Annotated in this window: 10 protein-coding genes; 4 read left to right on the top strand and 6 right to left on the bottom strand. The window is 72.5% G+C overall.

Going from position 1 to position 12,277, the window contains the following annotated elements; translation table 11 throughout:
* Positions 1-12: 12 nt before the first annotated feature.
* Positions 13-2,184, bottom strand: a complete 2,172-nt coding sequence (locus GCL84_RS11295) for a DUF6049 family protein (protein ID WP_156755386.1) — start codon at positions 2,182-2,184, stop codon at positions 13-15.
* Positions 2,181-2,720 (bottom strand): NUDIX hydrolase, encoded by a 540-nt coding sequence (locus GCL84_RS11290; RefSeq protein WP_156755385.1) that lies wholly within the window; start codon positions 2,718-2,720, stop codon positions 2,181-2,183. Before GCL84_RS11290 ends, GCL84_RS11295 begins: the two co-directional genes overlap by 4 nt.
* Before the next feature lie 115 nt (positions 2,721-2,835).
* On the opposite strand from GCL84_RS11290, the gene GCL84_RS11285 reads away from it, so the two are divergent.
* Positions 2,836-4,266 (top strand): CCA tRNA nucleotidyltransferase, encoded by a 1,431-nt coding sequence (locus tag GCL84_RS11285; protein ID WP_235926155.1) that lies wholly within the window; start codon positions 2,836-2,838, stop codon positions 4,264-4,266.
* A gap of 64 nt (positions 4,267-4,330) precedes the next feature.
* Positions 4,331-4,945 (top strand): class I SAM-dependent methyltransferase, encoded by a 615-nt coding sequence (locus GCL84_RS11280; RefSeq protein ID WP_156755383.1) that lies wholly within the window; start codon positions 4,331-4,333, stop codon positions 4,943-4,945.
* On the opposite strand, the gene GCL84_RS11275 is transcribed toward GCL84_RS11280, so the two are convergent.
* The gene (locus tag GCL84_RS11275) at positions 4,942-5,514 is read right to left on the bottom strand and encodes a YqgE/AlgH family protein (RefSeq protein WP_156755382.1); all 573 of its coding nucleotides are present in this window, start codon (positions 5,512-5,514) and stop codon (positions 4,942-4,944) included. The genes GCL84_RS11280 and GCL84_RS11275 overlap by 4 nt on opposite strands.
* Positions 5,515-5,783: 269 nt before the next feature.
* Here GCL84_RS11275 and GCL84_RS11270 point away from each other — a divergent pair, with 269 nt between their 5' ends.
* The gene (locus GCL84_RS11270; RefSeq protein WP_156755381.1) at positions 5,784-7,040 is read left to right on the top strand and encodes an MFS transporter; all 1,257 of its coding nucleotides are present in this window, start codon (positions 5,784-5,786) and stop codon (positions 7,038-7,040) included.
* Here GCL84_RS11270 and bla read toward each other — a convergent pair.
* Positions 7,023-7,919, bottom strand: coding sequence for a class A beta-lactamase (gene bla, locus GCL84_RS11265; protein WP_156755380.1), 897 nt, complete (start codon positions 7,917-7,919; stop codon positions 7,023-7,025). The genes GCL84_RS11270 and bla overlap by 18 nt on opposite strands.
* 3 nt (positions 7,920-7,922) lie before the next feature.
* Positions 7,923-8,339 (bottom strand): SdpI family protein, encoded by a 417-nt coding sequence (locus GCL84_RS11260; protein ID WP_156755379.1) that lies wholly within the window; start codon positions 8,337-8,339, stop codon positions 7,923-7,925.
* A gap of 196 nt (positions 8,340-8,535) precedes the next feature.
* Here GCL84_RS11260 and leuS point away from each other — a divergent pair, with 196 nt between their 5' ends.
* On the top strand, positions 8,536-11,403 hold the full coding sequence (gene leuS, locus GCL84_RS11255) for a leucine--tRNA ligase (RefSeq protein ID WP_156755378.1): 2,868 nt from the start codon (positions 8,536-8,538) through the stop codon (positions 11,401-11,403).
* A gap of 18 nt (positions 11,404-11,421) precedes the next feature.
* Here the strand turns inward: leuS and GCL84_RS11250 are convergent, their stop codons facing one another.
* Positions 11,422-12,159 carry a TetR/AcrR family transcriptional regulator gene (locus GCL84_RS11250; protein WP_156755377.1) on the bottom strand — a complete coding sequence of 246 codons (738 nt, stop codon included), beginning with the start codon at positions 12,157-12,159 and terminating at the stop codon, positions 11,422-11,424.
* Between the last annotated feature and the right edge of the window lie 118 nt (positions 12,160-12,277).

Below are 12,277 nucleotides of genomic sequence, written 5' to 3'. Positions count from 1 at the left end.
CTGTTGGTTCCCCTAGAGATCGCTGGCCGTCTCCGCCGCGGCGCGCTGCCGCGCCCGGATCCTGCGGAACAGCCGCAGACCGACGAGCAGCACCAGCACGCCCGCGGCCGTGAACGTGACCGCCAGGGTGATGCTGCCGTACGAAGTCGAGCTCAGGTCAACCCGGGAGGTCGCGCTGAGCCGGGTGCCGCCCTCGGTGGTCAGCCACACGTCGACGCTGAACTTCCCGGACCGGGTCACCTCGGTGTCCAGGTAGCGCTGGATGCCGCCCTTGGCGGGCACCCGGACCAGCATCGTCTCGTCCGGGCGCAGGCCGGGCGAGCCACCCAGGTTGATCTTGGCCTGGACGGCGACGGGCAGGTCGTTGCTGATGAAGATGGGGATCGGGCTGTTGGACGAGGCCAGTGACACCGGGATCGTCGGCCCGACCACCGTCACCCGGCCCAGCAGCGCGGCCATCTGGTTCTCCACCGCGGTGGCGAACGCCGCCGCGCGGTCCGGGGTGCCGCGCCACGCCGTCGAGGAGGCCCGCACGAGGCCCTCCCGCAGCGGCTGCACCAGCGCGCTCGGCTCGACCAGCCTGGTGTCGTCCTCGAACAGCACGTCGTTGGCCAGCTCGCGCTGCAGGCGGTCGTTCTCGGCGATCCGCGTGGTCACCGCCATCGGCAGCTCCGCGGCCGCGTCGGCGACGTCGTAGGAGAGCCCGGTCGCCGTGCCCTGGGTCGGCCCCTCCACCATCGATTGCAGGCTCAGGGCGCTCACGTACTGCTGCTCCTCGAGGCCCTGGACGGTCTGCAGGAAGGCTGCGAGCTCGGCGCTGCCCGCGTTCCACCGGCGCGGCGGGGCGACGACCAGCGCCTGGTCGGGGGTGGGCCGCAGGACGCTGCGGAACACCAGCGTGGCCAGCCCGTTCTGCACCGAGGAGGTCTTCACCGCCGCGTCGTCGCGGCTGCTGACCGGGCTCAGCGACCGGGCGATGAGCTGGTCGTATGGCACCGCGTCGAGGTTGTCCGAGAGCCGGTAGGGCGCCTGGCCCTGGGCGCCGGTGAGCCTGCCGGACTCGGCCAGCACGGTCGTGCGGCGCACCGTGGACAGCAGCCCGGTCGTGGTGTCGTCGAGCGTGCCGCGCACGGGCCAGACCACCCCGGGCATCGGCCGGGCGTCGAGCACCTCCTGCACGCCCGCGCCCAGCTCGACCGCGTCGGACATCAGGCTGATCGCGCCCACCCTGGTCAGCGCGGACAGGTCGGCGTCGGAGTGCGGCATGGCCACCACGCACTGGCCGCGGACCAGCTCGGCGACCCGGTCCAGCCAGAACTGCGCGGCCGGGCCGCCGCTGCCCTCCACCAGCCGCCCGTCGGGGGTGCGGACCTGGTAGCCCTCGGTCATCGTGCGCACGGTGGCGACCAGGTCGGGGTCGATGGCGAAGCACAGCGAGCGCAGCACGGTGGCGTTGTCGGTCGCCGCCTTGCGCACGGAGTCGACCAGGTTGAACAGCCGCCCGCCGGACAGGGACGCGGACAGGCCGTCGTCGGAGAAGACCGGCCTGCCGCCGTCGAGCGGGGTCTGCACCTGGCGCGGCCGGTCGTCGACCAGCGGCCAGAGCACGGTGACCCGGCTCGGCTGCGCGGGCGGCGGCACCTGCCCGCCCGCCCCGTCGGCCAGCACGGGCAGCAGGGTGCTCAGCGCGCCGACCCGCTCGGTGCGGCCGAACTCCGGGACGCCGTTGAAGTTGAGCGCGACCGGGTAGACGCCCGGCTTGTCCAGGCGCAGCGCGCCGCGGTCGGGACCGAGGGCGACGGTGAGGGAGAACGGGGTGCTCGCGCCCGGTTCCAGGGCACCTGCCACGGACTGGAAGGTGGAGCTGACCTGGGGGCGGTTGATGGCGTCGGTCTGCTGCGGCTGGTCGATGGCCGCGCGCAGCGCGTTCTCCTCCTCCAGGGGACCGCCGCGCTGCAACCGGGCCTCGATGTCGGAGACCCGGCGGTCGCCGGTGTTGGTGATGGAGCCGGTCACCGTGATGGACGTGGCGGCCAGGTCGACGACGCGGGGCGACAACTGGTCCAGGTCGACGCGCAGCCGACCCTCCTGCTGCGCGGCCGCGGCCTGCGGCAGCGGTGCGACCAGCACGACCAGGACCGCGGCGAGCACCGCGAGGCCGGTGCGGCGCAGTCGTTCACTCACAGGTTCGCTCCATCCGAGTCCACCGGATCGGGTGACAGTGGGTGCTCGGAGAGTAGTTGGCGGGCTTTGCGGACCAGACGGCGCTCGTCCGCGTACGCGAGGCGGGTGTCGAGTTCGGCGAGATCGACCCAGGCCACCTCGGTCACCTCGACGTCCTCGTCGGACAGCTCGAAGGAGTGTGCCACCAGCAGGAAGTGGTGGACAGTCTTGTGGATGCGCTTGGTCCCGTCGGCGACGAACCAGTAGTCGATCGTGCCGAGCGGGCGCACGACCTCGCCGTCGATGCCGGTCTCCTCCTGGACCTCGCGCACAGCGGTCTGCTCCGGCGTCTCACCTGGCTCGATGTGGCCCTTCGGCAGCGACCACAGCAGCCGCCCGCGGCGGTCCAGCCGCCCGATCAGCGCTACCCGGTCGGTGGCGGTGTCGATCACCAAGCCGCCCGCCGAGGTCTCGTCGACGGTCGTCAGCCCGCGGCCGCGGCGCCGGAACCGGCGCCCGGACCGGGAGCCGCGGGACCTGCCGGACGACGGGGGCATACCCCCGATGGTAGTGCGATCGGGGGTATGCGCGTCGTGGCTCGGCGGCGTCGCTGGTCAGCCGCGGGGCGACTCGGTGCGGGCCGGGCGCGGCGGGCGGATACGCTCGCACACCGTGTCCCGAACCTCGGCAGCCCAGAACGCGGTGGTGGAGCTGCTGCGCGTGTCCCCCGTGGCCGACGACCTCGCGGAGCGCTTCGCCCGCGCCGGTCACCGGCTCTACCTCGTCGGCGGCAGCGTCCGCGACGCGGTGCTCGGCAGGCTGCACGGCAACGACCTGGACTTCACCACCGACGCCCGCCCCGACCAGATCCTCAAGCTGCTCAAGCCGTGGGGCGAGGCGGTCTGGGACACCGGCATCGCGTTCGGCACCGTCGGCGCCAGCAAGGGCGGCCAGGTCTGCGAGGTGACGACCTTCCGCTCCGACGCCTACGACGGGGTGACCCGCAACCCCGAGGTCCGCTTCGGCGACACGGTCGAGGAGGACCTGGTCCGGCGCGACTTCACGGTCAACGCCATGGCCGTCGACCTGGCCTCGAAGCGGTTCATCGACCCGCACGACGGCATGACCGCCCTGGCCGAGGGCCTGCTGGACACCCCGGCGACCCCGCAGGAGTCCTTCTCCGACGACCCGCTGCGGATGATGCGCGCCGCCCGCTTCACCAGCCAGCTCGACCTGGCCCCGGCCCCGCGGGTGCTCGAGGCGATGCGCGCGATGTCCGGCGAGATCGCCCGGATCACCCCGGAGCGGGTGCAGGTCGAGCTGTCGAAGCTGCTGTGCGGCAAGCACCCGCGCCGCGCGGTGGGGCTGCTGGTCGACAGCGGCCTGGCCGACCACGTGCTGCCGGAGGTCCCGGCGATGCGCTTGGAGATCGACGAGCACCACCAGCACAAGGACGTCTACGAGCACTCGCTGGTCGTCCTGGAACAGGCCATCGACCTGGAGGAGCCGGGCGCCGAACCGGACCTGGTGCTGCGGTTGGCCGCACTGCTGCACGACATCGGCAAGCCGGACACCCGCAGGCATGTCGAGGGGGGCGGGGTCAGCTTCCACCACCACGAGGTGGTGGGGGCGAAGATGGTTCGCAAGCGCTTGCGCGCGCTGCGCTACTCCAAGGACCTGATCGGCGACGTCGCTCAGCTCGTCTTCCTGCACCTGCGCTTCCACGGGTACGGCAACGGGGAGTGGACCGACTCCGCCGTCCGCCGCTACGTCACCGACGCCGGGGACCTGCTCCCCCGCCTGCACAAGCTCGTCCGCGCCGACTGCACCACCCGCAACCGTCGAAAGGCGAGCGCTTTGCAGCGCACCTACGACGGGTTGGAAGAGCGCATCGCCCGGCTGGCGGCCGAGGAGGACCTGGCGCGCGTGCGGCCGGACCTGGACGGCAACGAGATCATGAAGATCCTCGGGCTGGCCCCGGGACCGCAGGTGGGCCAGGCTTGGCGCCACCTCAAGGAGCTGCGCCTCGACCGGGGGCCCATGGAGTACGACGAGGCTGTGGCGGCGCTGGAGGAATGGGCTGTCGAGCAGGGGCTCCGGTAGCGGGTCTGTTGCTGTAGCGGCAAGTTTGTTTGCGCCCCCGGCGTGGGCGGGTGACGCTGATTCCATGACTACCGACCCCACGCTCTTCTGGGAAGACCGCTACTCCCAGAGCTCGCAGATGTTCAGCGGCAAGCCCAACCCCCTGCTCGTCCGCGAGGTCACCGGACTCCTGCCGGGCAACGCGCTCGACCTCGGCTGCGGCGAGGGCGGTGACGCGATCTGGCTGGCGGGTCAGGGGTGGCGGGTGACCGGGGTCGACATATCGATGACCGCTTTGCGCCGCGCCGCCGACCACGCCGAGAGAGCCGGGGTGGACGGTCTTGTCGCGTGGGAGCGGCACGAGCTGGGGAAGACCTTCCCGGACGGGCGATACGACCTGGTCAGCGCTCAGTTCCTCCAGTCGCCGGTGGCGCTCGACCGGGACGGGGTGCTGCGGCGGGCCGCGGCGGCGGTGGCTCCGGGTGGGACGTTGCTGGTCGTCATGCACGGGGGGTGGCCGTCGTGGATGGCCGATGGGCCTGACGTCGAGTTCCCGACGCTCGACGGGGTGCTCGCCGTGTTGACCGCGCCCGGCTGGACGGTCGTGACGGCGGAGGCCGTCGAGCGGGACTCGGTGTCGCCGGAGGGGGTGGCGGGGACTCGCGTCGACCTCGTGTGGCGGCTGAGCAGGCCGGTCTAGTTGTCCCGGACGTCGCTCGGGTGGGTGGCCAGCAGGGCGAGGGGCATCCCCTGCCGCCGCAGGACGCGGCCCCACAGGTCCTCCTCGGCCGGGGCCAGCACGTCGTTGGGCAGGGCCGGGACCACGATCCAGTCGCCGCGGTCGATCTCGCCGGACAACTGGCCGACGTCCCAGCCCGCGTAGCCCGCGAAGACGCGCATGCCGCGGAACTTGGGGACCAGGGCGTCCGGGTCGGCGTCGAGGTCCACCAGGGCGACCGGGCCGCGCACGCCGATCAGGCCGTTGATGCCCGAGGCGTCCTCGCCGGTGCGCATGGCGGCCAGGCACAGCGCGGTCTTCTGGTCGACCGGGCCGCCGACGAAGACCGAGCCGGGCTGGCTGACGTGCGGGCCCCAGGTCGGCAGGACGTCGTCGACGGCCACCTCGCTGGGGCGGTTCAGGACGACGCCCAGGGTGCCTTCGCCGCGGTGGTCGATGACGTAGACCACCGTGCGGCGGAAGTTGGAGTCCAGCAGGCTGGGCGCCGCCACGAGCAGCGTCCCGGGCTCGACCGCCGTGTCAGAGGGCACGGGGACATGATCCCACCTGGACCGTCCGACCGGGCAGCCGCCGTGCCGAGTCGGGAACAACTCCGGGGGCCCGCTCGTTGGAAGTGGTGGTCGGCACCACCGTGTCCCCCGGGCTCAAACACAAGCCTTCGTGGAATACCGTTCGGCTGGAGCCACGTTGCGCCTACCGCCGTGAGGCGACCGGGTGTCGACCACGGATTGGGCGGTCCCCCGGGGCCGCCCAATCCGGTTTCCCAGGCCTTCACGGGCACGCCCTAGGCTGTCCCGTCGTGAGCACCGTCGGGCACGTCCGGGTCGGGGCGCGAGCCCTGCTCGCCGGGGCGGGCTTCCGGCGACTGCTGCTCAGCCGCTTCGCCGCGCAGTGGGGCGACGGGCTGTTCCAGGCCGGGCTGGCCGGCGCCGTGCTGTTCAACCCCGAGCGCGAGGCCGATCCGCTGGCCATCGCCGCCGGGTTCACCGCGCTGCTGCTGCCCTACTCGCTCGTCGGACCGTTCGCGGGCGCGCTGCTCGACCGCTGGGACCGCCGCCGGGTGCTGGTGGTCGCGAACCTGCTGCGCGGTCTGCTGGTGCTGGTGTCCGCGCTGCTGGTCGCGGTGGGCTCGTCCGCGCTGTTCGTGCTGGCCCTGCTGGTGATCGGCATCAGCCGCTTCGTCGGGTCCGGGCTGTCGGCGTCGCTGCCGCACGTCGTGGCGCCCCGGGTGCTGGTGGAGGCGAACGCGCTGGCCACGACCCTGGGTTCGGTGGTCACGGTGACCGGCGCGGCCTGCGCGGTCGGCCTGCGCGCCGTCTTCGGTGACGGCGACGTGGGCTCCGGCACCACAACAGCCGTCGCGGTGGTGGGCTCGGTGGCCGCGGCGGTCTTCGCGATCCGCTTCCCCGTCGGCGCCCTGGGCCCGGACGCGGTCGACGAGCCGAGGGAGACCGTCCTGGCGATCGCCCGCGGCCTGCTCGACGGCGCCAGAGCGGCCTGGCGCACCCCGACCGTGCTCGCCGGGTTCGTCGCGCTGCTGGCGCACCGGGCCGCGTTCGGCACCGCCCTGCTGCTGGTCGTGCTGCTCGTCCGCTTCGAGTTCGACGCCGGGCTGGCGGGCCTGGGGCAGGTGGCGGTCGTGTTCGGCGCGGGCATCCTGCTCGCAGGCCTGACCACCGCCCGCATCGTGAGCGCGCTGGGCGCCCGGCGGACCACCCGGGGCGCGCTCCTGCTCGGGGCTGTGGTCATCGTCACCCTGGGCCTGCCCCTGCACCAGGCGACCACCCTGGTGGCCGCCTTCGGCATCTCCTTCGCGGGCCAGGTGGTCAAGCTCTGCGTCGACGCCGCCGTCCAGCAGGACATCACCGACGAGACCCGGGGCCGCGTCTTCGCCCTCTACGACACCTTGTTCAACGTCACCCAGGTCGTCGCCCTGGCCCTCGCCGCCCTGGTCGTCGCCCCCGACGGCGACTCGCCCGGCCTGATCCTCGCGGCGGGCGTGGTCTACCTGCTGGGCGCGCTCGGCTACAGCCTCGTCTCAGCCGAGCGCCGCTAGCACCAGCCCCGCGGCCTCGGCGACCAGCGCCTCGTCGCGCTCGGCGGTGCGGTCGGCCCGGCTGGACATGATCGCCAGGGTCACCGGGTCGCCGGTCGGCGGCCAGAGCACGGCCACGTCGTTGGCGGTGGCGTAGTCGCCGGTCCCGGTCTTGTTCGCGATCCGCCAACCCGCGGGCACCCGAGCCCGCGTGCGCCGGGCGCCGGTGGTGTTGCGCACGAGCAGGTCGACCAGGACCGCGCGCTTGTCCTCGGGCAGGGCGTCGCCGAGGACGACGCGGGAGAACGAGGTCCCGAACGCGCGGGGGGAGGTGGTGTCGCGCGGGTCGCCCGGCGTGGCCTCGGTGATGTCCGGCTCGACGCGGTCCATGCGGGTCACGGTGTCGCCGAGCTCGCGGGCGTAGGCGGTGAGCTCGGCGGGGCCGCCGAGGTCGCGCAGCAGCAGGTTGCCCGCGGTGCCGTCGCTGTGGCGGATCGCGGCGTCCGCCAGCGCGCGCACGCTCATCCCCGAATCCACGTTGGCGGGCGTGATCCGGGCGTTGTCCAGCAGGTCCGCGCGGGTGTAGCGGATGACGTCGTCGAGGTGCGAGAGCGGGTGGCGGGCCAGGACCGCCGCCGTGGCCAGCGCCTTGAACAGCGAGCAGAACGCGAACCGGTCATCGGCCCGGTGCTCGACCACCCGGGCGCCCCGCGTCGCGTGGACACCCAGCCGGGCGTCGAACCGGCGCTCCAACTCGGCCAGCCCGTCGAGCGTGATCGGTGCGGCGCTGGTCGAAGTGGGTTCGGTCGTGGGGACGGGCGGTCGCGGCGGTTGTGCGGTCGTGCACCCGGTCAGCGCGAACAGCCCCGCGGCGAGCACAGCGCGGCGCGAAGCGGGCACGGGTCAGGTGGTGGCCGTCTTGGTGAACACGCCGCAGCCGCCGCACTGGCAGCCCGCGCACCCGGCGGGCAGCTCGGGTTCGGGCTCCGGGACGGCCGCGGCCGCGCGGTGGCCCTGCACGCCCGCCGCCACGGTGATGGCCACCAGGCCGACCAGCGCGATGACCGCGACCGTCAGCACGCCGCCGAAGCCCGGCATCGCCCAGGCCAGTGCCGCGCCCAGGACGCCGACCAGGCCCGCGATGAGCGTCGGCAGGCCCGCGACCCTGTTGCCCACCCGGAACGCCTCGTCGCTGCGCAGGGTGGCCTCGGTGCGCACGCCGCCGAAGCGGTTTCGGGGCAGCCGGGAGGTCAGCCCGAGGAAACCGACGACGACGAGCGGCAGGCCCGCGACCAGGGGCGCGATCGGCACGAGGTTCACCCCCCGATGGTATGTGGCCCGTTGGCGGCGCCACCACTGCGGTACGCTGTCTGCCATGAGCCCGGCTCGCCTGCTTCTTACCGAGCCGCGCTGACCAGAGTCCTGGTGAGCGTGGCAACCCCTCATGCCCTCTAGGGCTGGGGGGTTTTGTGTTGTCAGGGGACGCGGGGGAGAAAGCAGTGGGAGGAACCCTCGGATGAGCGACACCACTCCGGACACGGTCCCGGGGCACCGGTACACGGCCGAGCTGGCCGGTCGGATCGAGAACCGTTGGCAGGACTTCTGGGAGGCCAACGGGACCTACCACGCGCCCAACCCGGTCGGCGACCTGGCGACCGGCGACCTCCCGGCCGACAAGCTGTTCGTGCAGGACATGTTCCCGTACCCGTCGGGCGCGGGCCTGCACGTCGGGCACCCGCTCGGCTTCATCGGCACCGACGTCTACGCCCGCTACCACCGGATGACCGGGCGCAACGTCCTGCACACCATGGGGTTCGACGCCTTCGGCCTGCCCGCTGAGCAGTACGCCGTGCAGACCGGGCAGCACCCGCGGGTCACCACCGAGGCCAACATCAACACCTACCTGCGCCAGATCCGCAGGCTGGGCCTGGGCCACGACGAGCGCCGCCGGATCTCCACGATCGATCCCGGCTACTACAAGTGGACCCAGTGGATCTTCCTGCAGATCTTCAACTCCTACTACGACGCCGACGCGGGCAAGGCGCGCCCGATCGCCGAGCTGGAGGCGAAGTTCGCCGCCGCGGGCGCGGAGTTCGACGGCAAGACCTGGGCCGAGCTGGACAAGGCGGCCAGGGCGAAGGTGCTCAACGAGCACCGCCTGGTCTACCTGTCCGAGGCGCCGGTCAACTGGGCCCCCGGCCTGGGCACCGTGGTCTCCAACGAGGAGGTCACCGCCGACGGCCGCACCGAGCGCGGCAACATGCCCGTCTTCCGGCGCAACCTGCGCCAGTGGATGATGCGGATCACCGCCTACGGCGACCGCCTGATCGACGACCTGGACCGGCTGGACTGGCCGGAGAAGGTCAAGTCGATGCAGCGCAACTGGATCGGCCGCTCGAATGGCGCGCGCGTCACCTTCAAGTCCAGCAATGGTCACAACAGCGTCGACAACGTCGACGACTGTGACATCACTGTGTTCACCACCCGTCCCGACACGCTGTTCGGCGCCACCTACATGGTCCTGGCGCCCGAGCACTCGCTGGTCGAGGCGCTGACCCCGGCCGCGTGGCCCGAGGGCGCCGACGAGCGCTGGACCGGCGGGGCCGCGACCCCGGCCGAGGCCGTCGCCGCCTACCGGCGCGCCGCGTCCACCAAGTCGGACCTGGAGCGCCAGGAGAACAAGAAGAAGACCGGCGTCTTCACCGGCGCGTTCGCGGTCAACCCGGTCAACGGCGAGCAGATCCCGGTGTTCATCGCCGACTACGTGCTGGCCGGCTACGGCACCGGCGCGATCATGGCCGTGCCCGGCCAGGACCAGCGCGACTGGGACTTCGCCACGGCGTTCGGCCTGCCGATCATCCGCACCGTCGACCCCGGCGAGGGCTTCGACGGCGAGGCGTTCACCGGTGACGGCCCGGCGATCAACTCCGGGTTCCTCGACGGCATGGACGTCGAGGAGGCCAAGAAGACGATCATCGCCTGGCTGGAGGAGCGCGGCGCGGGCACGGGCACGATCAACTTCAAGCTGCGCGACTGGCTGTTCTCCCGCCAGCGCTACTGGGGCGAGCCGTTCCCGATCGTCTACGACGAGGACGGCACCCCCACCGCCGTGCCGGAGTCGATGCTGCCGGTCGAGCTGCCCGAGGTCGACGACTACTCGCCGAAGACCTTCGACCCCACCGACGCCGACTCCGAGCCCTCGCCGCCGCTGTCGCGCGCCAGCGAGTGGATCACCGTCGAGCTGGACCTGGGCGACGGCCCCAAGACCTACCGCCGCGACGCCAACACGATGCCCAACTGGGCCGGGTCGTGCTGGTACCAGCTCCGCTACGTCGACCCGACCGACTCCGAGCGCTTCTGCGAGCCGGAGAACGAGGCGTACTGGCTGGGCCCGCGCGCCGACCAGGGCCCGAACGACCCCGGCGGCGTCGACCTGTACATCGGCGGCGTCGAGCACGCCGTGCTGCACCTGCTGTACGCGCGCTTCTGGCAGAAGGTCCTGTTCGACCTGGGCCACGTGAGCGGCGACGAGCCCTACCGGCGCCTGTTCAACCAGGGCTACATCCAGGCCTTCGCCTACACCGACGCCCGCGGCGTCTACGTGCCCGCCCACGAGGTCGTCGAGCGCGACGGCAAGCACTTCCACGTCGATCCGGACGGCGGCGAGCAGGAGGTCCGCCAGGAGTACGGCAAGATGGGCAAGAGCCTGCGCAACGTCGTCACGCCGGACGAGATGTGCGAGCAGTACGGCGCGGACACCTTCCGCCTGTACGAGATGTCCATGGGCCCCATGGAGGTCAGCCGCCCCTGGGCGACCAAGGACGTCGTCGGCGCGCAGCGGTTCCTGCAGCGGCTCTGGCGCAACCTGGTCGACGAGGAGACCGGCGCGCCGCGCGTCGTCGAGGACGCCCCGGACGAGGCCACCCTGCGCCTGCTGCACAAGACGATCGCGGGCGTGCACGAGGACTACTCGGCGATGCGCTACAACACCGCGGGCGCGAAGCTGATCGAGCTGAACAACCACATCACCAAGCACTTCCCCGGCGGCGCGCCCCGCGTGGTCGCCGAGGCGGTCGTGCCGATGCTGGCCCCGGTGTGCCCGCACGTGGCCGAGGAGCTGTGGCAGCGGCTGGGGCACACCGAGTCCCTGGCGCACGGCCCGTTCCCGACCGCGGACGAGGCGTACCTGGTCGAGGACTCCGTCGAGTACCCGATCCAGGTCAACGGCAAGGTCCGCGGCCGGGTGACGGTGGCGGCGTCGGCCGGTCAGGACGAGGTCAAGGCCGCCGCGCTGGCCGAGGAGAAGGTGGCCGCCCTGGTCGAGGGCAAGACCCCGAAGAAGGTCATCGTCGTCCCGGGCCGCCTGGTCAACATCGTGCTGTGACGGCCGTGGGGCGCCCTGTCACGGGCGCCCCGCGGTCAGGCCGAACTGGCCGGTGAGGTCGGCCAGCACCGACTCGAACAGCGCCTCCGGGTCGGTCATCACGATCGGCACCTGCCCGAAGACCTCCAGCGCCACCTGCCCGTAGAGCCGGACCCAGCACTGCAGCAGCAGGTGCGCGGTGCCCAGGCCGAGCAGCTCGGGCGGCAGGTCCACACCGGACTCCGCGAGCATCGCCAGCAGCTCCGCGCGGAAGGCGGTCATGTCGCCGAGCAGCGCCACGGGGACGGTGGAGTCCGCGGGCAGCGACAGCGTCCCGGTCGCCAGGACCCGCGCCGCGACCACCAGGAAGATCCGGCCGAAGCTGCCCCGGGCCACCGACCGCGCGTCCTCGTCGTCGTGGGCGACCGGGGTCGCGAAGACGAGGGCGAACTCCTGCGGGTGTGCCAGCGCCCAGGTCCGGAACCCCCGGCACAGCGTCAGGACCCTGGCGAGGTGGGCGTCCGCGGCGACCTCGGCCAAGCCCCGCTCCAGGTCGGCCGCGAGGTCGTTGCACACGTCCAGGCGCAGGTGGTGGATGAGGTCCTCGCGCGAGGAGTAGTAGCGGTACAGCGCGGGGGCGGTGATGCCCAGCTCGCGCGCGATCGCGCGCAGGGTCACGGCCTGGGGGCCGTCGTTGACCAGCAGGGCGCGGGCCTGCTGGCGGATCTCGCGGTCGGTCTCGGCGCGGCCACGGTCGCGCCTTGTGGCCTGCGTCATGGTGTCCTCGCGATTCTTGTCAGCCCCGTCGGCGGATACGTACAGTCCCGGTCGAGTAAACAGTGTTAACCAACCTGTTCGTCAGTCGAGACGGTAGCTGCCCGCCGGGGTGTCTCCA

Origin of the sequence: Actinokineospora pegani, assembly GCF_009745975.1 — a bacterium.
Taxonomy (GTDB): domain Bacteria; phylum Actinomycetota; class Actinomycetes; order Mycobacteriales; family Pseudonocardiaceae; genus Actinokineospora; species Actinokineospora pegani.
The sequence above is the reverse complement of the archived record's forward strand: the minus strand, read 5'-3'. Positions and strand labels throughout refer to the sequence as shown.